Origin of the sequence: Bradyrhizobium sp. SZCCHNGR1005, assembly GCF_032489995.1 — a bacterium.
In the GTDB taxonomy this organism is placed as follows: Bacteria; Pseudomonadota; Alphaproteobacteria; order Rhizobiales; family Xanthobacteraceae; genus Bradyrhizobium.
The window spans coordinates 714236-737347 of the sequence record NZ_JAUEZC010000003.1; the positions used below are offsets into that span (position 1 = coordinate 714236).

General features: G+C 65.5%; 22 protein-coding genes. 13 read left to right on the forward strand and 9 right to left on the reverse strand.

Going from position 1 to position 23112, the window contains the following annotated elements:
- Window positions 1-110 precede the first annotated feature (110 nt).
- The 9 genes from lspA (at window position 111) to QXZ85_RS15855 (ending at window position 9474) form a co-directional block, all read left to right on the forward strand.
- Window positions 111-608 carry a signal peptidase II gene (gene lspA, locus QXZ85_RS15815; RefSeq protein ID WP_315744014.1) on the forward strand — a complete coding sequence of 166 codons (498 nt, stop codon included), beginning with the start codon at window positions 111-113 and terminating at the stop codon, window positions 606-608.
- A 126-nt stretch (window positions 609-734) separates the two neighbouring features.
- Window positions 735-1442 (forward strand): hypothetical protein, encoded by a 708-nt coding sequence (locus QXZ85_RS15820; RefSeq protein ID WP_409998409.1) that lies wholly within the window; start codon window positions 735-737, stop codon window positions 1440-1442.
- A 411-nt stretch (window positions 1443-1853) separates the two neighbouring features.
- On the forward strand, window positions 1854-3233 hold the full coding sequence (locus QXZ85_RS15825; protein ID WP_315744012.1) for a pitrilysin family protein: 1380 nt from the start codon (window positions 1854-1856) through the stop codon (window positions 3231-3233).
- A complete protein-coding gene (locus QXZ85_RS15830; RefSeq protein ID WP_315744010.1) occupies window positions 3230-4606 on the forward strand; it encodes a pitrilysin family protein in 1377 nt (458 codons plus the stop codon). The genes QXZ85_RS15825 and QXZ85_RS15830 overlap by 4 nt, the downstream gene beginning before the upstream one ends.
- Before the next feature lie 1094 nt (window positions 4607-5700).
- Window positions 5701-6120: an alternative ribosome rescue aminoacyl-tRNA hydrolase ArfB gene (arfB, locus tag QXZ85_RS15835; RefSeq protein ID WP_315706662.1), complete on the forward strand. Its 420-nt coding sequence runs from the start codon at window positions 5701-5703 to the stop codon at window positions 6118-6120.
- 446 nt (window positions 6121-6566) lie between these two features.
- Window positions 6567-6887: a c-type cytochrome gene (locus QXZ85_RS15840; RefSeq protein ID WP_315744108.1), complete on the forward strand. Its 321-nt coding sequence runs from the start codon at window positions 6567-6569 to the stop codon at window positions 6885-6887.
- A gap of 1 nt (window position 6888) precedes the next feature.
- Entirely contained in the window at window positions 6889-7284 is a 396-nt protein-coding gene (locus tag QXZ85_RS15845; protein ID WP_316174421.1) for a VOC family protein, read from the forward strand.
- Between the two features lie 39 nt (window positions 7285-7323).
- A complete protein-coding gene (locus tag QXZ85_RS15850; RefSeq protein ID WP_315747626.1) occupies window positions 7324-7872 on the forward strand; it encodes a gluconate 2-dehydrogenase subunit 3 family protein in 549 nt (182 codons plus the stop codon).
- A gap of 33 nt (window positions 7873-7905) precedes the next feature.
- Window positions 7906-9474, forward strand: coding sequence for a GMC family oxidoreductase (locus QXZ85_RS15855; RefSeq protein WP_315744006.1), 1569 nt, complete (start codon window positions 7906-7908; stop codon window positions 9472-9474).
- A 163-nt stretch (window positions 9475-9637) separates the two neighbouring features.
- Here the strand turns inward: QXZ85_RS15855 and QXZ85_RS15860 are convergent, their stop codons facing one another.
- A complete protein-coding gene (locus tag QXZ85_RS15860; RefSeq protein ID WP_315706658.1) occupies window positions 9638-9955 on the reverse strand; it encodes a ribbon-helix-helix domain-containing protein in 318 nt (105 codons plus the stop codon).
- 222 nt (window positions 9956-10177) lie between these two features.
- Here QXZ85_RS15860 and mutL point away from each other — a divergent pair, with 222 nt between their 5' ends.
- A complete protein-coding gene (mutL, locus tag QXZ85_RS15865) occupies window positions 10178-11998 on the forward strand; it encodes a DNA mismatch repair endonuclease MutL (protein ID WP_315769551.1) in 1821 nt (606 codons plus the stop codon).
- Window positions 11999-12002: 4 nt separating this feature from the next.
- On the opposite strand, the gene rsmD is transcribed toward mutL, so the two are convergent.
- Window positions 12003-12554 (reverse strand): 16S rRNA (guanine(966)-N(2))-methyltransferase RsmD, encoded by a 552-nt coding sequence (rsmD, locus tag QXZ85_RS15870; RefSeq protein ID WP_315766028.1) that lies wholly within the window; start codon window positions 12552-12554, stop codon window positions 12003-12005.
- Window positions 12555-12563: 9 nt separating this feature from the next.
- Window positions 12564-14648 carry a pseudouridine synthase gene (locus tag QXZ85_RS15875; RefSeq protein WP_315706655.1) on the reverse strand — a complete coding sequence of 695 codons (2085 nt, stop codon included), beginning with the start codon at window positions 14646-14648 and terminating at the stop codon, window positions 12564-12566.
- Window positions 14649-14781: 133 nt separating this feature from the next.
- Between QXZ85_RS15875 and tadA the strand changes: the two genes are divergently transcribed.
- A complete protein-coding gene (tadA, locus tag QXZ85_RS15880) occupies window positions 14782-15228 on the forward strand; it encodes a tRNA adenosine(34) deaminase TadA (RefSeq protein WP_315706654.1) in 447 nt (148 codons plus the stop codon).
- Between the two features lie 13 nt (window positions 15229-15241).
- On the opposite strand, the gene purD is transcribed toward tadA, so the two are convergent.
- Window positions 15242-16525: a phosphoribosylamine--glycine ligase gene (purD, locus tag QXZ85_RS15885; protein WP_315744000.1), complete on the reverse strand. Its 1284-nt coding sequence runs from the start codon at window positions 16523-16525 to the stop codon at window positions 15242-15244.
- 170 nt (window positions 16526-16695) lie between these two features.
- On the opposite strand from purD, the gene xseA reads away from it, so the two are divergent.
- Window positions 16696-18309, forward strand: a complete 1614-nt coding sequence (gene xseA, locus QXZ85_RS15890) for an exodeoxyribonuclease VII large subunit (RefSeq protein ID WP_315706652.1) — start codon at window positions 16696-16698, stop codon at window positions 18307-18309.
- A gap of 150 nt (window positions 18310-18459) precedes the next feature.
- Here the strand turns inward: xseA and QXZ85_RS15895 are convergent, their stop codons facing one another.
- Complete coding sequence (locus QXZ85_RS15895; protein WP_315769549.1) at window positions 18460-19290, reverse strand: dienelactone hydrolase family protein; 831 nt, start codon at window positions 19288-19290, stop codon at window positions 18460-18462.
- Window positions 19291-19467: 177 nt separating this feature from the next.
- Between QXZ85_RS15895 and QXZ85_RS15900 the strand changes: the two genes are divergently transcribed.
- Window positions 19468-19695, forward strand: coding sequence for a DUF2093 domain-containing protein (locus tag QXZ85_RS15900; RefSeq protein ID WP_315706650.1), 228 nt, complete (start codon window positions 19468-19470; stop codon window positions 19693-19695).
- A gap of 59 nt (window positions 19696-19754) precedes the next feature.
- Here the strand turns inward: QXZ85_RS15900 and lpxK are convergent, their stop codons facing one another.
- From lpxK to QXZ85_RS15920, 4 genes are read right to left on the reverse strand one after another with little or no spacing between them, the layout of a single operon-like run.
- Entirely contained in the window at window positions 19755-20783 is a 1029-nt protein-coding gene (lpxK, locus tag QXZ85_RS15905; protein WP_315706649.1) for a tetraacyldisaccharide 4'-kinase, read from the reverse strand.
- Window positions 20776-22080: a 3-deoxy-D-manno-octulosonic acid transferase gene (locus tag QXZ85_RS15910; protein ID WP_315706648.1), complete on the reverse strand. Its 1305-nt coding sequence runs from the start codon at window positions 22078-22080 to the stop codon at window positions 20776-20778. The genes lpxK and QXZ85_RS15910 overlap by 8 nt, the downstream gene beginning before the upstream one ends.
- Window positions 22073-22801: a lysophospholipid acyltransferase family protein gene (locus QXZ85_RS15915; RefSeq protein ID WP_315747622.1), complete on the reverse strand. Its 729-nt coding sequence runs from the start codon at window positions 22799-22801 to the stop codon at window positions 22073-22075. The genes QXZ85_RS15910 and QXZ85_RS15915 overlap by 8 nt, the downstream gene beginning before the upstream one ends.
- A complete protein-coding gene (locus QXZ85_RS15920; protein ID WP_315706646.1) occupies window positions 22798-23046 on the reverse strand; it encodes a DUF4170 domain-containing protein in 249 nt (82 codons plus the stop codon). The genes QXZ85_RS15915 and QXZ85_RS15920 overlap by 4 nt, the downstream gene beginning before the upstream one ends.
- Window positions 23047-23112: the final 66 nt, after the last annotated feature.

Consider the following 23112-nt stretch of genomic DNA (forward strand, 5'->3'; position numbering starts at 1 on the left):
GCTTGTCAGAAAAGACAGATGATCGGAAGTCTTTCCGCCAAAAACCATCACGCGGTATGGGTCCCGGCGTTCGCCCGGACGACGTCCTTGATTGCCGCGAGCACCCCGGCATGAAATCTCCGCTCCGTCTCGGCCTGATCGCCGCCCTCGCCACCTTGGTCATCGACCAGGCCTCCAAGCTCTGGCTGCTCTATGTCTTCGATATTGCCAATCGGGGCCGGGTCAGGGTCACGCCATTCTTCGACTTGGACCTCGCCTGGAACATCGGCATCAGCTTCGGCTGGCTGCAGAACGACAGCCCCCTGGCCCAGTTCGCCTTGATGGCGGTGAAGGCCGTCGCAGTGGTCGCGCTCGCGATCTGGATGGTCCGCTCCCAGACCAGGCTCGCGACGATCGCGCTCGGCATGATCATCGGCGGCGCGGTCGGCAATGCCATCGACCGCCTCGCCTATGGCGCGGTGGTCGACTTCGCCCTGTTCCACGTCGAGATCGCCGGCCACGTCTATAATTGGTATGTGTTCAATCTCGCGGATGTGGCCATTGTTGCTGGCGTGGCCGCCCTATTGTATGATTCCTTCATCGGAGTCCCCGCCGCAAAAGCGCCCTGATCCGGGTCGATACGACGCTTTGGCGAGTGATCGCCGAGGGGCAGCAAGGGATTGAGCCTTCTCACTTTTTCGCGATCGGCGGATATTTGCACCGTTCGGGGACACGAGCCGAAACGAGGGAAAGCCATGCGCAAGACCGATAGCACCGAGACCCGCGCAAGGAGCACTCATCGCGCGATGACGGGCGTCCTGAAGCTCTCCGCCGCAGCCTTCGGCATCGGCCTGCTGCTCGTCTCCGGCGCCGCCCGCGCCCAGGACGACGAAGAGGACGACAAGACCTTCGAAGAGAAGATCATCGACAACCTCATGCGCGGCATGGGCGCGACCAACATGGAGACGCCCTCCATCGACTATCGGGAGCGCTCCCCGCTGGTCGTGCCGCCCAAGATCGACCTGCCGCCGCCGGCCGCTTCTGCCGAAGCCAACGCACCGAACTGGCCGAAGGATCCGGACGTGCAGCGCCGCAAGGCGGCCGCCGCCGCCCGCAAGAAGGACAACAAGGATCCGGCGGCATCCGCCCGTCCGCTGACGCCGGCCGAGTTGAGGGCCGGGACCGCGGTGGCGGAGAAGAAGAGCAACGATCCGGTCCAGCCGGGCGTCACCGGCAACCCGATGCTGAGTCCGGCCCAGCTGGGCTTCAAAGGCGGCCTGTTCGGCATGTTCAAGGGCAACGACAGCGAGAGCAAGCCCTTCAGCACCGAACCGACCCGGGAAACCCTCACCCAACCACCGCCGGGCTATCAGACGCCGTCGCCGAACTATGCCTACGGCACCGGTCCGATGGAGCCTTTGAACAACAAGCAGATGGACATCATGTCCGGCAAAGAGAAGTGAGGCGCGCGCTGCCCGCATTTTTCCGGGATTGTGCGCATCATGCTTAACGCGTGTGGTGGTTCGGAATGCGCCCCGGCTGCGCTGACGGCGCGGAGGGTTGCTGAACCAAGCCACGCTGGAACTTGGAGCATGATCCGGAAAAGTGGAAACCGGTTTTCCGAAAAGATCATGCTCAATCAAAGAGATGAGATCATGATGCGATTCCTTCTAATCGCATCATGATCTAGGGTTTTTGAACTGCCCTTCGAATCCTCATTCGCTGACGTGGTCGTCGGGAATGTTAATTCGGATTCGGAATACGCCGGCGCTGCGATTTTCGTCGCCGCTTTGTGACGCCGGGCGTTTTCGGCTCGGTGTAGGATGCCGTTGCCCCACCCGATCGCTTGTCTTCGGGTTTTCAAAAGGATCAGGATGTCCGCTTTCCGCTTCGTCTTCGCCGCCGCCCTCATGTCGCTCGCGGCGATCTCCACCGGCGCCAAGGCACAAACGACGTTCGCATCGGAGCCTCCCGCCAGCTTCACGCTTCCGAATGGCCTGCAGGTGGTGGTGATCCAGGATCACCGTACCCCGGTGGTCACGGAGATGATCTGGTACAAGGTCGGCTCCGCCGACGAGACGCCCGGCAAATCGGGCCTCGCGCATTTTCTCGAACACCTGATGTTCAAGGGCACGGCCAAGCATCCGGCCGGCGAGTTCTCGCAGACCGTGCTGAAGATCGGCGGCAATGAGAACGCCTTCACCTCCGTCGACTACACCGGCTACTTCCAGCGGGTGCCGCGCGATCAGCTCGCCAAGATGATGGAGTTCGAGGCCGATCGCATGACCGGGCTCGTGCTGAAGGACGAGAACGTGCTGCCTGAGCGCGACGTCGTGCTCGAAGAATACAACATGCGGGTTGCCAACAATCCGGAGGCGCGGCTCAACGAGCAGATCATGGCTGCGCTGTATCTGAACCATCCTTACGGCCGGCCGGTGATCGGCTGGAAGCCCGAAATCGAGAAGCTCGGCCGCGAGGATGCGCTGGCCTTCTACCGGCGCTTCTATGCGCCCAACAACGCGATCCTGGTGATCGCGGGCGACACCGATATCAACGAAGTCCGTCCGATGGTCGAGCAGACCTTCGCCAAGGTCCCGGCCCAGCCCGATATCCCACCGCGACGCATTCGCCCGCAGGAACCCGAGCCGGTGGCCCCGCGCACCGTCACGCTCGCCGATCCGCATGTCGAGCAGCCCTCGATGCGCCGCTTCTACCTGGTGCCGTCGGCCGCGACCGCGGCCCCGGGCGAGTCCGCCGCGCTGGACGTGCTGGCGCAGCTGATGGGCAGCGGCAGCAACTCCTATCTCTACCGCGCGCTGGTGGTCGACAAGCCGCTCGCGGTCAATGCGAGCGCGTCCTATCAGGGCACCTCGCTCGATCCGACCCAGTTCTCGATTGCGGTCTCGCCAAGGTCCGGCGTCGACTTCGCGCAGGTCGAGGCGGTGGTCGATGGCGTGATCGCCGAACTCGCGCAGAACCCGGCACGCGCCGAGGATCTCGAGCGCGTCAAGACCCAGCTGGTCGCAGAAGCGATCTACGCCCAGGACAACCAGGCGACCATGGCGCGGTGGTATGGCGGCGGCCTCACTACGGGCCTCAGCATCGAAGACATCAGAAGCTGGCCGGATCGGATCAAGGCCGTCACCGCCGAGCAGGTGCGCGCGGCGGCCCAGAAGTGGCTGCAGAAGACACGCTCCGTCACCGGTTATCTGGTCAAGGACAATTCGGCCAAGCGCGAGGAGAAGCGTTCGTGAGCCATATCAGCACTTTCGCCCGCCGCTTCGCCTGCGTGCTCGTCGTCGCAACGGCCGCGCTTGCGGCATCGACCTCTGCGCAGGCCGCCGCCAAGATCCAGCATCTGATCTCGCCCGGCGGGATCGAGGCCTGGTTCGTGCAGGACTCCACCGTGCCGCTGATCGCGATGGAATATGCCTTCGCCGGCGGCGCTTCGCAGGATCCGGCGGGCAAGCCCGGCGTCAGCAATCTCGTCGCCAGCCTGCTCGACGAGGGCTCCGGCGACCTCGATTCCAAGACCTACCATGAGCGGCTTGATCGCCGCGCCATCGAATTGAGCTTCTCGACCTCGCGCGATCAGCTTCGCGGCTCGCTGCGCATGCTGCGCGACAACAAGGACGAGGCGTTCGATCTGCTCCGGATGGCGCTGACCTCGGCGCATTTCGACAGCGAGGATGTCGAGCGGATCCGTTCGCAGGTGATTTCGAACCTGCGGCGCGAGAGCACCAATCCGTCCGCGATGGCGGGCCGCAAATTCCTCGAGCTCGCCTATCCCGGCCATCCCTATGGCCGGCCGGCCAACGGCACGCTGGAAAGCGTCCCGACCATCACCATCGACGACCTCAAGGACTATGTCCGCCATGTCGTCGCCAAGGACACGCTGAAGGTCGCCGTGGTCGGCGATGTCGATCCGGCGACGCTCAGCAAGCTGCTCGATCAGACCTTCGGCTCGCTGCCGGCCAAGGCCAGCCTGACTCCGGTGCCCGACGTTGCCGCCACCCAGCCGCCGCAACGCGTGCAGGTCGCGCTCGACGTGCCGCAGACCGTGATCACCTTCGGTGGCCCCGGCATCGCCCGGCACGATCCGCAGTTCATGGCGGCCTATGTCGTGAACCACATCCTCGGTGGCGGCGGGCTGTCGTCGCGGCTCTACCGCGAAGTGCGCGAGAAGCGCGGGCTTGCCTATTCGGTCTATGACGCGCTGATCTGGATGGACCATTCGGCGCTGTTCATCGGCAACACCGGCACGCGCGCAGACCGCGCCGGCGAGACCATCGACGCCGTGGACCGCGAAATCCGCCGTATCGCCGAGGAGGGCCCGACGCAGAAGGAGCTCGACGAGGCCAAATCCTACATCAACGGCTCGCAGATGCTCGCGCTCGATACCTCCTCGAAGCTGGCCCAGGCGCTGTTGCAATACCAGCTCGACAAGATGCCGATCGACTACATCGAGAAGCGCAGCGAGGTCGTCAACGCGGTAACGCTGGAGGACGCCAAGGCCGTCGCCAAGCGGCTGTGGAGCCAGGGCCTGCTGACCGTGATGGTCGGCCGCACGCCGCAGGCCGTGGCCCAGCCCGCCGCCGCCACCGCACCGGCGATCAAGCCGGATTGAGCCGACCAACCAAAGATGCAGCAAATTGAGCTTAGCCCTGCCCTCATCGGCAGGGCTTTGCTTTATGGCCGGCAGCCGCACGGTTCGAGATGCGCCGCTACCGGCGCTCCTCGCCATGAGGATCGCACATTGCGCCGCAGAGCCTGTCCTCATCCCGAGGAGCCCGCCATCGGCGGACGTCTCGAAGGAGGGCCACAAAGAAAGACCGACAGCTTCCAGCCTCTGGAACAGGCGGAAATGACATGCGCGCTGAGGCGAATTTCGCGTGCCACTTCAAGCTGATTTGGCCTGTCCAGCCTTGCCGTGAGAAATAAATCACTTTCGTATTTTCAGAAATCATGGTTGTCTAGCGCCATCCCGCCTCGGCGAGAGGGGCGTTGCGCGCGATCGTCACGACACGTGAGGCGGGGATGCGATGGCCGCTGCCATGACGCAACGTAGCTTGCTACGCAGACGAACGGCATGGCGCGGACGTGAAGTCGCAGGGTCCTGATACCCCGACGCTGGTATCACCTGCGCAACGCGCCTCGCGCGTTGTCGCAGCATGGTGGCCAACAAGCCCGGCGCACCAGGGAGACTGCGTATAAGCGTTAAGACCGTCGCGCGGGGAATGCCGGTTGATCGGCTGCACCTGTGGTGACTGCCGCCTGCTTTTTTTCTGCAGGCGGGCCATGGGTGAGGCCTTCACCCGGCATTCCCCGCGCCCTCTCGATTTTCAAGAGGGACGAACTGATTGCAGACCTCGGGCGCGATGCGCCGCGAGACCGCGCTGACACGTCCGTTACCTGCCATGGCTGTTTGAGACGTAAATCCAACCTCGCCTCCGCTGTCGTCCCGGGCAAGCCGCGACGCGCGCCAGCGCGGTCGTGGCGCCGACCCGGGACCCATACGCCGCGGCGGATGTGATGCGGGAGGTCCAACGACGAGCGTGCCCCGAACTGCTCCCTGGGAGTATCGGTCCCGGCTGAACGCCGGGACGACAGCGGAGTTTTAGTTTCTTACCCGGGCCAGCCTCGCTCCAGCCATCCAGACCCGCGCAAACCCGCCATAAACCCGCTATGGTGCACGCCGAATCCTTAGCGCCTGGTGCCTTCATGCTGCGGATCGCCCGCGACCTTGCCATCGACGAGAACGACATCGAGATCACTTTCGTTCGCGCCTCCGGTCCCGGCGGGCAGAACGTGAACAAGCTCTCGACCGCGGCGCAGCTGCGCTTCGATGCGGCTCGTCTGCCTCTGCCGGAAGATGCCGCGGCGCGGCTGCAACGCCTGGCCGGGCAGCGCATGACCAAGAACGGCGTCATCGTCATCCAGGCCGATCGCTTCCGCACCCAGGAGCGCAACAAGGCCGACGCGATCGAGCGGCTGGTCACGCTCCTGCGCGAAGCGATGGTGCGACCGAAGGTGCGCCGTCCGACCAGGCCGACGCTCGGCTCCAAGCAGCGCCGGCTCGAAGGCAAGAAGCACCGCGGCGACATCAAGGCCGGCCGCGGCGCGCGGAGGTTTGATGATTAAGTGAAGTCGATGACCGATGCGACCTCGCGGCACGCTCGGTTCACCTCTCCCGGCGGGAAGAGGTCGATGGCGAATGTAATGAGTGATCCGGTGCGGGGGCTCCACGCTCACGAAGGACCGTAACCCTTCACCCGGATTGCATCTGACGATGCAATCCGACCTCTCCCAACGGGAGAGGTGAACCGAGCTCGCCGCACGAGATCGACCCCATTTCATCCTATTAAGGCGGAGATTCTGAAGCCTTGCGCATTGCAAGGAGTGCATCACCCGCTTTGTTCTTTCCTGAAATAGCCCGCTACTACCAACGCCAATTCGCTACGACCTAGTCTCCTCCAAAACGATGGGGAGGCTCGATGTCGGGACGGCGTGCAGCGCGGCGCATTGGAATTGGACTGAGCCTTGGATGTTGCGGCGCGGTGCTGCTTGTCGGCGTCGCGACGGCGCAGATGCCACTGCCCGCGCCCAAGCCGGTCGACGGCGCGACGCTGTTCAAACAGCAATGTGGCACCTGTCATACCACGACACTCTCCGAGCCGATCCGCCAGGGCCCGCCGCTGGTGGGCGTGATCGGGCGCCGCGCCGGCAGCTTCGCGGGCTTCCACTACTCGGCGGGCTTCGCCAAAGCCGATTTCACCTGGGACGCGGCGAAGCTCGATAGCTGGCTGACCAACCCGCAAGAGGTGATCCCCGGCGCCGTGATGGCCTATCGCCAGGCCAAGCCGGAGGTCCGCACCGCGATCATCACCCATCTGAAGGAGCTGAAGTAACATGGCCAAACCCGTTCATTCGATGATCCGTGTCTTCGACGAGGCGAAGTCGCTCGATTTCTACAAGCGCGCCTTTGGCCTCGAGATCGCCGATCACCTGCGGTTCGACGATTTCGCGCTAATCTATCTGCGCCATCCGTCATCGCCGTTCGAGGTCGAGTTGACCGTGAACTACGACCGCGAGGAGCCCTATGTGCTCGGCGACGGATATGGCCACCTCGCCGTCGTGGTCGACGACCTCGAGGCCGAGCACGCCCGCTTCGAACGCGAGCAGCTATCGCCGGGGCCCCTGCGCGACTTCAAGCACAATGGAGCAACGCTCGCCCGCTTCTTCTTCGTCACCGATCCCGACGGCTACAAGATCGAGGTGATCCAGCGCGGCGGGCGCTTCGGCTGAGAACGGCAAAGACCCAATCAAAATCCCACGGAGGAAACCATGAGAGAAGTCGATCCGCGCAGCAAGTTCGACCGCCGCGTCTTTCTCAAAGGTGCGGCATCGACGGTCCCCGCCGTTGCCGTTGCCACCACCACCGGCCTCGGGGTCACCGACGCCTGGGCCGAGGACGCCAAGACGCTGACGCCGGCGACCTTGAAGACGCTGGTGAAGGTGGCGCGCGACATCTATCCGCACGATATCCTCGCCGACCGCTACTACATCGTCGCGGTGAAGCCATGGGACGGCAAGGCGGCAGCAGACGCCGCGGTCAAAAGCATGATCAATGACGGTGTCGCGCGCCTCGACCAGGATGCGCGCGACCGCCACAACGTCGCTTACGCGGACGTACCATGGGAAGCCGATCGCGTGGCGCTCCTGCAGGGCATAGAGCACACGGCCTTCTTCAAGGCGATCCGCAGCGATCTCGTCGTCTCGCTCTACAATCAAAAAGAGGTCTGGCCGAAATTCGGCTACGAGGGCTCCTCCGCCGAGCACGGCGGCTACATCAACCGCGGCTTCTCCGACATCGACTGGCTGCCGAAAGCCTGAGCCCGAAAAACCAAGAACGCGGAGGAAACCACAATGGCCAAATTCGATCAGAACGATTCAAGCGTGGTCGTCATCATCGGCTCCGGCGCCGGCGGCGGCACGCTGGGCAACGAGCTCGCGCAGAAGGGCATCAAGGTCGTCATCCTCGAGGCGGGAGACCGCTACGAGATCCCCGACTTCATCAATGACGAGTGGGACAGCTTCACCCAGCTCGCCTGGAAGGACATGCGCACGACCTCCGGCACCTGGCGCGTCCATCAGGACTTCCCCAATTTGCCGGCCTGGATCGTCAAAGCCGTCGGCGGCTCGACCGTGCACTGGGCCGGCGCGTCGCTGCGCTTCGACGAGCATGAGTTCAAGGTCAGGACCACCTATGGCGCAGTGCCCGGTGCCAACCTGCTGGATTGGCCGATCACCTTGGCCGAGATGGAGCCATGGTACGCCAAGGCCGAGTTCAAGATGGGCGTGACCCGCACCAACGGCATTCCGGGGCTGCCCGGCAACAACAATTTCAAGGTGCTGGAGGCCGGCGCCAAGCGGCTCGGCTACAAGACCGTGCACACCGGCAACATGGCGATCAATTCCGAGCCGCGCGACGGCCGCGGCAGCTGCCAGCAGATCGGCTTCTGCTTCCAGGGCTGCAAGTCCGGCGCCAAATGGTCGACGCTCTACACCGAGATCCCGAAGGGCGAAGCCACCGGCAATCTCGAAGTGCGCCCCAACAGCATGGCCATCAAGATCGAGCATGATGCCTCGGGCAAGGTCACTGGTGTGGTCTATGCCGATGGCCAGGGCCAGATGCAGCTGCAGAAGGCGCGCGTGGTCGCGGTCGCCGGCAACTCGATCGAGAGCCCGCGGCTTCTGCTCAACAGCGCCTCCAGCATGTTCCCGGACGGCCTCGCCAACTCATCGGGCCAGGTCGGGCGCAACTACATGCGGCACATGACCGGCAGCGTCTATGCGAGCTTCGAAAATCCGGTGCACATGTATCGCGGCACCACCATGGCCGGCATCATCCGCGACGAGGCGCGGCACGACCCCAAGCGCGGCTTCGTCGGCGGTTACGAGATGGAGACGCTGTCGCTGGGCCTGCCCTTCATGGCCGCGTTCCTCAATCCCGGCGCCTGGGGCCGCAGCTTCACCGCGGCGATGGAGACCTATCCGCGCATGGCCGGCATGTGGCTGGTCGGCGAGGACATGGCGCAGGAAACCAACCGCATCACGCTCGATCCAGTCGCAAAGGATAAGTTCGGCATGCCGGTCGCGTCCGTGCATTTCGACGATCATCCGAACGACCTCGCGATGCGGGCGCATGCCTACAAGCAGGGCGCGGCGGTCTATGAGGCGGTCGGTGCGACCGTGACCTATCCGACCACGCCCTATCCCTCGACGCACAATCTCGGCACCAACCGGATGAGCGAGAAGCCGAAGGACGGCGTCGTCAACAAGTTCGGCCAGACCCACGACATCAAGAACCTGTTCGTCTCCGACGGCAGCCAGTTCACATCGGGCGCGGCCTGCAACCCGACGCTGACGATCGTGGCGCTGGCGATCCGCCAGGCCGACACCATCGCCGGCATGATGCAGAAGAAGGAGATCTGAACGCGTGACTTTGAAGGGGCCTCATGGTTATCAAGGCGATGCGTAGCATCGTCCGGAGACGCGCGGCTTCGCCGCTCACCATGAGGATCAAGGATCGCGCCGCAAAAACATCCTCATCCTGAGGAGCCCGCCGCAGGCGGGCGTCTCGACGGATGGTTGCGATTCATTCCGCCGCATCCAGGATCGCGGCCGCGCTGTCGGGGAATGCCGGCATCGCGGCGGTGGTCCTGGCGCGATAGATCAGGCAGGAGCAGCGCAGCAGCGAGGCGAAGTTCCTGACCTCGCCATGATGGTCGAGCACTTCGCTGTACAGCGTGGTGAGGAACTTGGCGAGGCTCATGCCTTCCTTCGCCGCGATCTCCTCCAGCGTGTCCCAGAACGACAGTTCGAGCCGGATCGAGGTGCAGTGGCCGCCGATGCGCAAAGACCGCGTCTGCGATTCATAGTCGCGTTGCGGCTGGTGGGCGAACAGATGGCACATGGTTCCCTCCCGGCAGATCGCTGTTTTTCGAAACGATATACCCGCGCCTGTCGCCTCACAATCCACCTGAGGCCGGGCTGTCCTCCCGGGGGCGGGATTCGATGGCTCGGCGCCATAATTCTGGCGCGACGCCATGGGGACAGGCGCGATTTCGCTGCATCCATCGACCTCGAGCGCGGCTACAATGGGCGGCTCTTTTCGAATCGCAGTGCAGCATCGCCCATGCCCGTCCGCCAGTTACCCGAACAGGTCGTCAACCGCATCGCCGCCGGCGAGGTGGTCGAACGGCCCGCGAGCGTGGTCAAGGAGCTGGTCGAGAACGCGATCGATGCCGGCGCGAGCCGGGTCGACATCTTCACCGATGGCGGCGGCCGCCGGCGCATCGCCATCACCGATGACGGCGCCGGCATGACCGCAGCCGATCTTGCGCTTGCGGTCGAGCGCCACGCCACCTCCAAGCTCGACGACGAGGACCTGCTGCAGATCAGGACACTGGGCTTCCGCGGCGAGGCGCTGCCCTCGATCGGCTCGGTGGCGCGGCTCTCGATCACCACGCGCCACAAGAGCGAGCCGCATGCCTGGGCGCTCTCGGTCGACGGTGGCGTGAAGTCGAAGGTGATGCCGGCCGCGTTGAACCAGGGGACCAGGGTCGAGGTCAGCGATCTCTTCCATGCGACCCCGGCGCGGCTGAAGTTCCTGAAAACGGACCGCACCGAAGCGGAAGCGATCCGCGAGGTGGTGCGCAGGCTGGCGATGGCGCGACCCGATATCGCCTTTACGCTTGCCGGCGAGGAGCGTGCGCCCGTGACCTGGGCCGCGGCGCTGCCGGGAGCGCCGGGGCAGCTCACGCGGCTTGGCGACATCCTCGGCGCGGATTTCCGCAGCCATGCGATCGAGGTGCGGAGCGAACGAGACGGAGTGGTGGTCGAGGGCTTTGCCGCGGCACCGGCGCTGACCCGCGCCAACGCGCTTGGCCAGTATCTCTTCGTCAATGGCCGTCCGGTGCGCGACAAGCTGATCCTGGGCGCCGTGCGCGCCGCCTATGCCGATTACCTACCGCGCGACCGGCACCCGGTGGTGGCGCTGTTCGTCACGCTGGATTCCCGCGAGGTCGATGCCAATGTGCACCCCGCCAAGACGGAGGTGCGCTTCCGCAATGCCGGCCTGGTGCGCGCGCTGATCGTGCATGCGCTGAAAGAGGGGCTGGCGCGCGAGGGCCGGCGCACCGCGGCCAATGAGGGCGGCGCCACCATCACCGCATTCCGTCCCGCCTTCACGCCGCCGCCGCGTCCGGGCAATTGGGACTGGCGCAGTTCGCCATCGTTTCCGGCGGGCCCGATGGCCGCGCTGGCCGGCGCCGCAGCCAACGCCTTCGCCGAAGCGGGGCAGCGCGCCTTCGATGTCGGCGCCCCCACCGCCGATGTGCGGCTGCATGAGCAGCCCGCCCCGCTCGATCTGCTCGACCGTCCGCTGGGCGCGGCGCGCACGCAGATCCACGACACCTATATCGTGTCGCAGACCCGCGACGGGCTCGTCATCGTCGATCAGCACGCCGCGCATGAGCGCATCGTCTATGAGCGGCTGAAGGCCTCGCTCGCCGCGCATGGCGTGCAGCGGCAGATCCTTTTGATCCCTGATATCGTCGAGCTGGATGAAGCCACCGTCGAGCAGCTGCTGTCGCGCGCCGAAGAGCTCGCCTCTTTTGGACTTGCGATCGAATCCTTCGGTCCCGGCGCGATCGCGGTGCGCGAGACGCCGTCCCTGCTCGGCAAGATCGATGCGGCGGCGCTGCTCCGCGATCTCGCCGAGCACATGGAGGAATGGGGCGAGGCGCTGCCGCTGGAGCGGCGCCTGATGCATGTCGCCGCCACCATGGCCTGTCACGGCTCGGTGCGCGCGGGCCGCCGACTCAAACCGGAAGAGATGAACGCGCTGCTTCGCGAGATGGAGGACACGCCGAACTCCGGCCAATGCAATCACGGCCGGCCGACTTATGTCGAACTGAAATTATCGGATATCGAGAAGCTGTTCGGGCGGAGATAGCGGATCACGCGCGCAGGAATACGAACTCGGTATCGTCATAGGCGCGGCGCTCGAGCTCCTCGAAGCCATCAGGCGCTTTGAACGCGGCAGCCTTGGCCTCTTCGACCACGACCAGCGCCGATGGCACGAGCCAGCCGCCCTCGCGCAAGGAGAGGAGCGCCTTCTCCGCGAGGCCCTTGCCATAGGGCGGATCCAGAAAGACGAGCGAGAACGGCTCGATCGGACGCGCAGGGCCGAGATTGGTCGCATCGCGACGATAAACCTTGGTGACGCCGCCGAGCGCGAGCGCCTCGACATTGTTGCGGAGCAGCGCCCGCGCTTCCGCGCCATTATCGACGAACAGCACAAACGCAGCCCCGCGCGAGACCGCCTCGATACCGAGCGCACCGGTACCGGCGAAGAGGTCGAGCACCCGCGCGCCTTCGATCGGGTTGTCGTAGGCGTGGATCAGGATGTTGAAGACGGACTCGCGCAAGCGATCCTGCGTCGGACGGATCTCTCGCGAGGCAGGCGAGGCGATGTTGCGGCCCTTCAGCCGTCCCCCGACGACGCGCATCAGAACGTCCTATTCGTCCCGCGGCGCGAGATCGCGCTTGCCGTGATAGCCGCGCTTCGGCCGCCGCGGCGGGCCGGGGAAACGCGCCTCGGCCTCGTGGCGGGCACGCGCCTCCTCGCTGCCGGTCCGCTGCACCAGCACGCGGCGGCCCTTGCGATCGGCCACCACTTCCCGCTTGGCTTTCGGCTTCGGCGACGGCAGCGGTTCACGTTCTCCGCTTCCCGATTTGCTCTCCGCCGCCACTCCGAAATCGGCACCGGCCTGCGCAATCACCTTCTCGCCGAGCTGCTCGCGCAGCACCCGCGACTTGATCTCCTGCACCTCGCCCTCGCCGAGCTCGCCGAGCTGGAACGGTCCGTACGAGACGCGGATCAGCCGGTTCACCTCCAGCCCGAGATGCGACAACACGTTGCGCACCTCGCGGTTCTTGCCTTCACGGATCGCCACCACCAGCCAGACATTGGCGCCCTGGTCGCGCTCGAGCGTGGCCTCGATGGGCCCGTATTTGACGCCGTCGACCTCGACGCCTGCGGCGAGCTGATCGAGCTGCGCCTGCGTGACCTCACCATGGGCGCGGACGCGATAGCGGCGCATCCAGCCCGTTTCCGGCAGCTCGAGCACGCGCGCCAGCCCGCCGTCATTGGTCAACAGCAACAGGCCCTCGGTGTTGAAGTCGAGCCGGCCGATCGAGATCAGCCGCGGCAACCCCTCCGGCAGATTGTCGAACACCGTCGGCCGCCCTTCGGGGTCGCTGTGCGTCGTCATCAGCCCGCGCGGCTTGTGATAGAGGAACAGTCGCGTGCGCTCGCGCTCCGGCAGTGGCGCACCGTCGACGGTGATTACATCATTCGCGGTGACGTCGAGCGCCGGCGAGTTGATCACCCGCCCGTTCACGGCGACGCGGCCCTGCGTGATCATCTCCTCGGCGTCGCGGCGCGAGGCAAGACCTGCCCGGGCTACCACCTTGGCGATCCTCTCGCCGGTCTTCTTGGACGTCGCCGGCTCAACAGCCGTGCGTGCACTGCGCTTGTCCGTGTCAGGCTTGCGTTCGCGATAGGGTCCGCGACCGCCAAAGGCCGGACGCTTGGCGAACACCTGACTATCATCCTCATTCTCGCGGCGAGGCCGCTCGGCGAAACGGTCACCGCCACGGCCCTCGCTGCGCGGATGCTCCTGCCAGTCGCTGCGACCGCGACTCGGCCGCTCGTCGCCCGCACGTTCGAAACGCGGACGGCCGAACTTCGGACGGTCCTCGCCCGTGCGCTCGGATCGCGGCCGGTCGAAATTGCGCGCGCCCTCCCGAGGCGGACGTGCGCTGCGCTCCGGACGATCCGCATCGGGCCCGCGTTTCTGCCAAGGCTTGCTGTCGCCACGGGATGGACGGTCACCAAAATTGCTGCGCGGACCGCGATCGCCTTTGCGGTCCGTCCAGGAGCTCTTGCGATCGCCGTCCGCACCGCGCGAGAACTTCTTGTCCCCACCGAATTTCCGCTCCGGCCGATCGCCGCTGCGGGGTGGACGGTCGCCAAAGCTTCGCTCTCCGCGGGGGCGATCGTTGCGGTCACCGCGCGGCGCGTAGGGGCGTTTGTCTCCGTCGCGGTCTCGCGAGGCGTAAGGCTTTCGCTCGCCAAATTTCCGCTCGGACGATCGGGCTGCGGGGCGGCCCTCATCGCGATTGGCGCGCGGCGTGTAAGGACGCTTATCGCCTCCACGATCGTCGCGGTCGAATTTCGGCCGGTCTCCGCGCGGCTTGAAGGCGCGCTTCTCGCCGTCCTCGCCGCGCGAGCGACGATCGGCGAACGGCCGGTCGCCCCGCGGACGTTCATCGCGGTTGAAGCGTGGCTTGTCGCCATAGGGACGGCGCGGCGCATCGGCGTCCTCGCGACGGCGCGGCGGTCGCCCCTCTCCGGCGGTGCGCTTACCGCCGTCGCGCTTGGCGGCGAAATCCTTGCCGCCGCCAGCGCCGCGCTTGGCGAACTTCTTCTCCGGTCCGCGAGCCGCGCCGGAACGGCCCTTGCCGCCATCAGACCGAGCCCGCTGAGGCCGATCACGCCGGCCGCGGGAGTCGTTGTCTTTATCGGTGTCGCGGGGCATGAAGGTCTCACTTCGAGGTACAGGACGGAAAGAGTGATACACGCGCTCTCAGCGGCGCATGTCACGCAAAAAACCGGGGTTCACTTGTGCTGAAGGCCAACCCAGTAGCAGACTTATCCAGGCAATACGAGCCATGAACACGCCTTCTTTCATGGATTTGGCGCTGGAAGCGGCCGAATCGGCCGCAAAGGCCGGCGAAGTCCCGATCGGCTGCGTGGTGGTACGGAACAATGCTGTCATTGCCACGGCCGCCAACCGGACCCTTACCGACCGCGATCCGACCGCCCATGCCGAGATGCTGGCGTTGCGCCAAGCGGCCCAGGTGATCGGCAGCGAGCGGCTGGTCGATTGCGATCTCTACGTCACGCTCGAGCCCTGCACCATGTGCGCCGGCGCGATCTCCTTCGCCCGCATCCGCAGGCTCTATTACGGCGCCGCCGATCCCAAGGGCGGCGCGGTGGAATCGGGCGTCCGCTTCTTTGCGTCGCCCACCTGCCATCATGCGCCGGAGGTCTATTCCACCGTCGGCGAGCAGGAGGCGGCGACGCTGCTGCGGGAATTCTTCAAGGCGAGGCGGTAAGGATGCCCTGCCTTCACTCTCTCGCCTTCTCCTGCTCGATGGCTTGCCAAGCGATGTCGCGGCGGCAAAAGCCATCGGCCCATTTGATGCGATCCACGGCCTGATAGGCGCGGGCCTGCGCTTCGGTGACCGTCTTGCCGGAAGCGCAGACATTGAGCACACGGCCGCCATTGGCCACGATCGTGGCATCCTTCGCCACCGTGCCGGCATGGAAGATCTCGACACCTTCGATCCTGGCCGCCTCGTCAAGTCCCTCGATGACGCTGCCCTTCTTGTAGTCGCCGGGATAACCCTTCGCCGCCATCACCACCGTCACTGCAGGCTCCCGGAACCAGCGCAGGTCGAAATTCTTCAACTGCCCGTCGCAGGCGGCGAGCATGGCCGGCACCAGGTCCGACATCAGTCTGAGCATCAAGACCTGGCATTCGGGATCGCCGAAACGAACGTTGTATTCGAACAGCTTCGGCCCCTGCTCGGTCAGCATCAGCCCGGCATAGAGGATGCCCTTGAACGGCGTGCCACGCGCCTTCATGCCCGCTATCGTCGGCAGAATGATGCGATCCATGATCTGGTCGTGGATGTCTGGCGTGACGAACGGCGTCGGCGAATAGGCGCCCATGCCGCCCGTATTCGGTCCCTCGTCATGGTCGAACACGCGCTTATGGTCTTGCGCCGAGGCCAGCGGGATCGCGGTCTCCCCATCACAGAGCGCGAAGAACGAAACCTCTCGTCCTGAAAGGAACTCTTCGATCACGACCTCGGCGCCGGCACTGCCGAATCCGCCGCCGAACATCATCTCGATGGCCGCTTCAGCCTCCGGCAACGTCTTCGCCACCACGACGCCCTTGCCGGCGGCGAGGCCATCTGCCTTGACCACGATCGGCGCGCCCTGCGCCCGCACATAGGCCAGCGCGTCGGCGGCGTTGGCGAAGCGGCGATAGGCGCCGGTTGGAATGTCGAACTCACGGCACAGATCTTTCGTGAACCCCTTCGATCCCTCGAGTTGCGCAGCCGATCTGCTCGGCCCGAACGCCTTGATCCCGGCAGCGGTGAGGTCGTCGACGATGCCGGCAGCCAGCGGCGTCTCCGGCCCGACCACGACCAGCGCCACGTCGTTCGCCCGGCAGAAGGCGATCACGGCCGCGTGGTCGCTGACATCGAGCGCGACGCATTCTGCCTCCTTCGCGATTCCCGCATTGCCGGGCGCACACCACAATCTGGTCACCAGGGGAGAGGCGGCGATCTTCCAGGCCAGGGCGTGTTCGCGGCCGCCGGAACCGATCAGGAGAATATGCATGTGTCGCGCCGTCGCTGTGGTGGAAGCGCCAGTGCGAAGCACGAATCGGCAGGATCTCGCAAGAGCCCCCCATTTCCACAGCGCCGACGGGCGGCACGCGGCAGAATATGATTGGCGACGCCGGCCCAAAATCCCTACGTTGGGGCTGCCCCAAACCCGAATCAGTTGCGATGCCGCCCGCAGAAGCCCTGCCCAACGCGCCCGAATTTACCGTTTCCGAGCTCTCCTCGGCGCTGAAGCGCACGGTCGAGGACCGGTTTGGTCACGTCCGGGTGCGCGGCGAGATCACCGGCTTCCGCGGTCCCCATTCCTCGGGCCACTGCTATTTTTCGCTCAAGGACGAGAACGCCAAGATCGAGGCGGTGATCTGGAAGGGCACCCACTACCGGATGCGCTTCAAGCCCCAGGAAGGGCTCGAGGTCATCGCCACCGGCAAGCTCACCACGTATCCGAACTCGTCGAAATACCAGATCGTGATCGAGGCGCTGGAGCCCGCCGGCATCGGCGCGTTGATGGCGCTGATGGAGGAGCGGAAGAAGAAGCTTGCTGCCGAAGGCCTGTTCGATCCGGCACGCAAACGACCCCTGCCCTGGCTCCCGGAGGTGATCGGCGTGGTCACCTCGCCTACCGGCGCAGTGATCCGCGATATCCTGCACCGGCTGGAGGACCGCTTTCCGCGTCGGGTCTTGGTGTGGCCGGTGAAGGTGCAGGGCGACGGCTCGGCCGAGCAGGTCGCAGCCGCCATCCGCGGCTTCAATGCGCTGCCGGAACACGGCCGCATCCCTCGCCCGGACGTGCTGATCGTCGCCCGCGGCGGCGGCTCGCTGGAGGACCTCTGGTCCTTCAATGAAGAGATCGTGGTCCGCGCCGCGGCCGAGAGCATGATCCCACTGATCTCGGCGGTGGGTCATGAGACGGACGTCACACTGATCGATTTTGCGTCCGACAAGCGCGCTCCGACGCCGACCGCCGCCGCCGAGATGGCGGTGCCGGTACGCAGCGATCTGATCCAGGAGATCGAGAGTCTCGCGCGACGCACCCGGATGTGCTGGCTCAGAGGCCAGGAGAACCGCCGCAACGAGCTGCGCGCCGCCGCGCGCGCTCTGCCGAATGCAGGCGACCTGCTGGCGATCCCGCGCCAGCGGTTGGACGCTGCGGCCGGCCGCCTGCCTCGCGCACTGAAGACCAACACCCACGTGCATTTCCGCCAGTTTGCCGCGGCGAGCGCCAGGCTGACCTTGCGGGTGCTGCATGCGCAGATCGGCCAAGCCGACCATCGTCTCGTGGTCGCCGCCGAACGGCTGTCGCTGTCGGCCCGTGCTTTGTTACACCGCCGGCGCGAGCGCTGTGACGGACTTTCCGCGCGTCTGAAGGCCTCCAAGTTCGCCAACGCGCAAGCGCAGCGCCAAAGAATCGGGCGCGACCGCGAACGCACCCAGCGTCTCGCAGAGCGCGCGCGACGCGCGCTTTCGACGTCGTTGCAGCGGCTTTCGGCCCGCATCGAGCAGAATGAGAAGCTGCTGGCGGCGCTATCCTATCGCAGCGTGCTGGCGAGGGGCTTCGCGCTGGTGCGGGACGGCGCCGGCCATCCGCTGCACAATGCCGCGAGCATCAACCCCGGTGCCGCACTCTCGATCGAGTTCGCCGACGGGCGTGTCGGGGCGACGGCCGATGGCGATCGGCCGACCACGGTCAGGCCCGAGGATCATCAAAGGACCACACGCGAAGCGCGGCCAGCATCGAAGCGCGTGTCGAAACCGGCCGGCCAAGGAAGCCTGTTTTAGACCATGATCCGGTTTCGGAGCATGATCCGGAGAAACGGCAACCAGTGCTCCCTCACGACAAAGGTCGAGCGCGCTTACGCAGAGATCACGCTCAGGCAAAGCGATGAGATCGGAATCCGATTCCGTCTCGCCGGATGATGATCCAGCAGCTCAGCGCGCGAGCCACTCGGCGACAAGCTTCTGCGCGTTGGCGCGTGCTTCCGGATCCGACCCGACATGGCCGCGCTCGGGTGTCCCGGCATCGGTACCAGCCAGCGCATGCACGGGCAGATTGACGCGGTCGAAATCGTGATAGGCGCCCGGATAGATCACGATCCGCGTCAGAGCGCTGCGGCCCCGCGCCCCCTCGATCATCTGCCGGCAGGCCGGCGGGGAGTAAACGTCATCCTTGCCCCCGATCAGGATCAAGGTCGGCACACGTGCGCTCCAGCCAAGGCCGGACGAGGCGCGGCAATCGGGATAAAACGCGATCGCCGATCGAAAGTCCGGCTCGACATGATCGGGCAGTTGCGGGCGCACCGCCCACAACATCGCGCTGGCACCGCTGCCCCATCCGAGCAAGCTGACGCGGTCGGGCATGGCCCAGGCCTGCTGCGCCAGCCACTTGCGTGCGGCGACGATGTCCGCGACGCGGTCGCGGCGACCGGTGATGTGGCGCTCCTTGACCCGGCATTGCGGCCCCAGTCCACGCGAGCCATAGCTGTCGGGCAGCAGCACGGCCTTGCCGTCCTTGACCAGCTCTTCGGCCCAATCGCGATAGCGCGGCAACACCGACTCGGAGTGGCCGGACAGACCGCCGCAGCCATGCAGCGCGATCACGATCGGAAACGGCCCGGCCCCCGGGGGTTTGTACAGCTGCGCATGCAGAATAACGCTGCCGGAGGGGATCTCGACTTCACCAGGCGGAGCTGACGATCCGGCATTTGCCGCCGAAAGGGCGGCACAGAGCAGCAGGACGGCTGAGAGTGCGAGGGAGCGCATCGATTGGTGAGACGCGGGATCTGCGGCGGACCGGCCCCTAGCTAGCACGGGGTTTTGGCCGGAAGCATCACAAATCGGTGGGTTTGCGGAAGCGACAGGACGGCTTATCTATGCTAGATATCAATGAACAATCGGTTTTACCTGCTTGAGACGCAAGCGGTATTGGAGACAGTAGACGTGCTCAACAAGTTTGGCCCTTCGAGCCAGGGCGAAGCCCAGGTGCAGTATCTCGACGGCGATTTCCGCGTGATCTCGCCGGGGAGCTATGTACGCTGCGCCATTACCGACGTGCGGATTCCGCTGGACGAGCTCAAATATTGGAGTGTCGACCTGCAGGAGGCCTATGCGGTGCCCAGTGCCGTGCTGCAGCGGCATTTTCCCGGCGCATTGAAGGCGCAAGGCTGAGCAGCTGTCAGCCGAGCTGGACCAAGCCAAAGCTGGAACAGTGGCTGCCGAGGTGCAACTCAGCCTGCGTCCTGGAATCGTTTCTGACGCGATGAGAAGAGGCGAGCACTCAGAAAGTCTCGCAATCTCGCGACATCATCAAACTGGAGTGTCACCGGGAAGGCAGCGATCGCCCGCGCGGCCGGCGGCAACGCCCCGCCTCGGCGCAGCCGGGCCAGGTCCTTCTCCGTGGTGACCAGGGTTAGCCCGTCTTTTTCCGCCTCCGCGATCAGAGCGGTGATTTCATCGGCGGCGAAGGGGTGGTGATCCGCAAAGGCCCGCTCGCGTTGCACGTCGATGCCGGCTGCACGCAGGGTGCGGATAAAGCGCGCCGGATCGCCGATGCCGGCGAAGGCGAGCACTTGCTGGCCCTTCAAGGCGGTCACAATTTCCGCATCGGGTTGCAAGCTTGCCGCCAGCACGGGTTTGCCGGCCGACGCGATGGCCGCAGACACCGTATCGGCGGCGTGGCCCCGTCCGATCACGATCAGCGCATCCGTAGCAGCAAGCTGCGGCGGCAGCGGCGCGCGCAAGGGTCCTGCGGGAAACACCTTCGCATTGCCGAGCCCGCGCTCGCTGTCGATCACGATCAGCGCGACGTCCTTGGAAATGGCCGGATTCTGGAAACCGTCATCCATCAGGATCAGGCTCGCACCTTGTGACTTCGCCAGGGCGACACCGTCGATCCGGTTACGCGCCACCGCCACCGGCACATGGGCCGCCATCATCAGCGGTTCGTCGCCGACCTCCGCCGCGCTGTGCCTCGCCGGATCGACCATCACAGGACCCTGCAGCCGGCCGCCATAGCCTCGGCTCAGCACCACCGGCCGCTCGCCGAGATCGCGCAGGATATTCGTCAGCGCCAATACGGTCGGCGTCTTACCGGCGCCCCCGACATGATAGTTGCCGACACAGATCACCGGGATGCCGGCATCGAGACCTGCGCGCTGCAGCCGATGCGCGGCCACGGCGCCATAGAGGGCCGACAGCGGGGAAAGCAGGTGGGATTGCCAGGAGGATGGCCGGTGCCAGAAGGCCGGCTCACGCACTGGCGGCTCCCATCTCGAGTTGGACCTGCAACAGATACGGCTCCAGCGCCGCGAGCGTGCGCTCCAGCGCACCGCCGAGCTGCTCGACGACGCGCCCTCCCGCCGACGCCAGCGCCTGCCGCGCCTCCTGATCCGCCAACAGCTGGCCGAGCTGCCGCACCAGGGCTTCCTGTCCATCGGCGAGCCGTGCACCGCCGGCGGCATCCAGCGCCTCGTAGACGTCGCTGAAGTTGAAGACATGCGGTCCGTGTACGATCGCAGCCCCCAGCTTCACGGCCTCGATCGGGTTCTGGCCACCATGAGCAACCAGCGACCCGCCCATGAACACGATCGGCGCCAACCGATAGAACAGGCCAAGTTCGCCCATCGTATCCGCGACGTAGATGCCGGTCGCGGCGTGCGGCAGCTCCTCGCGGGAGCGCAAGCCGACCTGCACGCCGGATGCGGCAACCAAATGCGCGATGGCGACGCCACGATGGGGGTGCCGCGGCACGATCACGGTGAGCAGCCCGGGAAAGAACCCGGACAGCGTCTTGTGCGTGGCGATCAGGATCTCGTCCTCGCCTGGATGGGTGGAGGCAGCCACGATCATCGGACGCCCCCGCATCGTCGCCATCAGCCGCTCGAACTTGGCCGGATCAGCCGGGGGCGCCGGCACGTCGAGCTTGAGATTACCTGTCGTCACCACATTGCGGCCGCCAAGCGCGATGAAACGCTCCGCGTCGGCTTTCGATTGTGCGAGGCAAACATCGAACCGGCCGAGCAGCGCCGAAATCGTGCCCGACATCCGGCGCCAGCGCGGAAACGACCGCGGCGACATGCGGCCGTTGATCAACACCATGGAGAGCCGCCGCGCCGCCCCAGCCAGAATCAGATTGGGCCACAGATCGGATTCGATGAACAGCGCAAGCGAGGGTCGCCAATGGTCGAGGAACCGTTCCACGAAGCGTGGCGAATCGTAGGGGACGTATTGGTGGATGACATCGGGCGGAAAGCGCTTGGCCACGATCGCAGCGGAGGTCACCGTGCCCGACGTAATGAGAATGCGCAAATTCAGCGCCCGCAGCCGCTCGATCAAGGCCGCCGCTGCCAGCACCTCGCCCACGCTGGCGCCATGAATCCAAACCAGCGGCCCCTGCGGCCGCAGATCATGGCTGAGCCCGCGCCGTTCCTCGGTGCGGGCCGGATCTTCCTTGCCACGTTTCAGGCGCTGCCTGATCACGGCGGGCGCGAACGGTGCCGCCGCCGAGGACAATCCGCGGTAGACGCGCAATGCCATCGGCAGCGTGTTAGGCACCGGATGCTCCCTGAGGACAATCTTGAGGTCGGCCGATGATCTCGTAGGCGCGGCGCGCGCATTCGTTCAGCGTCGCCTCGAGGTCCAGGCGAAGCTGTTCCATGGTCGCGGCATCTGCGTCAGGGGGCACGCTGATTTCCTTGATCCCCACCAATGCGCCGCGACCGAATGGCAAATTGATGGTGGTGCTGTCCCAATTCTTCAGCCGGATGAAACGGCTGGTGACCATCGCAAACGGCATGATCGGTCGTCCCGATTCCCGCGCCAGCATGATGATGCCGAGGCCCGCCGCCCGTGCGCGCTTCGGCACGTCGGCAGTCAGTGCAACGTTATAGTTCTCATCGAGCGCGCGCACCATCTCCTTGAAGGCTCCGACCCCGCCTTTGCGGTGGAAGGCCGCGCCATGGTCGCCCGAGCCCCTGATCGTGCCGATGCCGAGCCGCTCGGCGGCGATCGCGTTGAATTCGCCGTCCCGATGCCGCGAGATCAGGACCTTGGCGCGGTAGCTCGCCTTGGTCTTGATAAACGGCGTCATGAAGTGCTGGCCGTGCCAGAACGCGAAGATCGCCGGCATCTGCGGTTCGACGATGTCGTAGACGTCCGGCGGCTCATAGGTGAAGCGGTTGGTCAGCCACACCAGGCGAAGATACTCGGCCGCGAGGAAGCCCACAGCACGCTGAAACCAGTTGCTGCGCAGCGTATTACGAATGAGTTGCTTCAAGTCGCGGGCTTTGCGTCGTGACCCGGGTCGAGCAGGCGGTGCAGATGCACGATGAAGTAGCGCATGTGCGCGTTGTCGACGGTCTGTTGTGCCTTGGCTCTCCACGCCGCATAGGCGGTCGCGTAATTCGGGAACACCCCGACGATATCAACCTTATCGAGATTCTTGAATTCGTTCGTCTCGAGGCTGACGAGCTCGCCACCAAGAACGAGGTGAAGCAGCTGCTGAGGGGCGCTATCTGGCATAATGGCAGTTCCTAATTCCGCGCCTGGTGTCCCGGCGCTGACATTCATAGTGCGACGAATGTCAAA

What these genes read in the sequence shown, in the direction of transcription:
- QXZ85_RS15825 (WP_315744012.1), top strand. Translation starts at nt 1,854, where the DNA reads ATGTCCGCTTTCCGCTTCGTCTTCGCCGCCGCCCTCATGTCGCTCGCG.
- QXZ85_RS15875 (WP_315706655.1), bottom strand. Translation starts at nt 14,648, where the DNA reads ATGCCCCGCGACACCGATAAAGACAACGACTCCCGCGGCCGGCGTGAT.
- mutL (WP_315769551.1), top strand. Translation starts at nt 10,178, where the DNA reads ATGCCCGTCCGCCAGTTACCCGAACAGGTCGTCAACCGCATCGCCGCC.
- rsmD (WP_315766028.1), bottom strand. Translation starts at nt 12,554, where the DNA reads ATGCGCGTCGTCGGGGGACGGCTGAAGGGCCGCAACATCGCCTCGCCT.
- xseA (WP_315706652.1), top strand. Translation starts at nt 16,696, where the DNA reads ATGCCGCCCGCAGAAGCCCTGCCCAACGCGCCCGAATTTACCGTTTCC.
- QXZ85_RS15850 (WP_315747626.1), top strand. Translation starts at nt 7,324, where the DNA reads ATGAGAGAAGTCGATCCGCGCAGCAAGTTCGACCGCCGCGTCTTTCTC.
- QXZ85_RS15895 (WP_315769549.1), bottom strand. Translation starts at nt 19,290, where the DNA reads ATGCGCTCCCTCGCACTCTCAGCCGTCCTGCTGCTCTGTGCCGCCCTT.
- arfB (WP_315706662.1), top strand. Translation starts at nt 5,701, where the DNA reads ATGCTGCGGATCGCCCGCGACCTTGCCATCGACGAGAACGACATCGAG.
- QXZ85_RS15855 (WP_315744006.1), top strand. Translation starts at nt 7,906, where the DNA reads ATGGCCAAATTCGATCAGAACGATTCAAGCGTGGTCGTCATCATCGGC.
- tadA (WP_315706654.1), top strand. Translation starts at nt 14,782, where the DNA reads ATGAACACGCCTTCTTTCATGGATTTGGCGCTGGAAGCGGCCGAATCG.
- QXZ85_RS15840 (WP_315744108.1), top strand. Translation starts at nt 6,567, where the DNA reads ATGCCACTGCCCGCGCCCAAGCCGGTCGACGGCGCGACGCTGTTCAAA.
- lspA (WP_315744014.1), top strand. Translation starts at nt 111, where the DNA reads ATGAAATCTCCGCTCCGTCTCGGCCTGATCGCCGCCCTCGCCACCTTG.
- QXZ85_RS15920 (WP_315706646.1), bottom strand. Translation starts at nt 23,046, where the DNA reads ATGCCAGATAGCGCCCCTCAGCAGCTGCTTCACCTCGTTCTTGGTGGC.
- QXZ85_RS15860 (WP_315706658.1), bottom strand. Translation starts at nt 9,955, where the DNA reads ATGTGCCATCTGTTCGCCCACCAGCCGCAACGCGACTATGAATCGCAG.
- QXZ85_RS15845 (WP_316174421.1), top strand. Translation starts at nt 6,889, where the DNA reads ATGGCCAAACCCGTTCATTCGATGATCCGTGTCTTCGACGAGGCGAAG.
- QXZ85_RS15820 (WP_409998409.1), top strand. Translation starts at nt 735, where the DNA reads ATGCGCAAGACCGATAGCACCGAGACCCGCGCAAGGAGCACTCATCGC.
- purD (WP_315744000.1), bottom strand. Translation starts at nt 16,525, where the DNA reads ATGCATATTCTCCTGATCGGTTCCGGCGGCCGCGAACACGCCCTGGCC.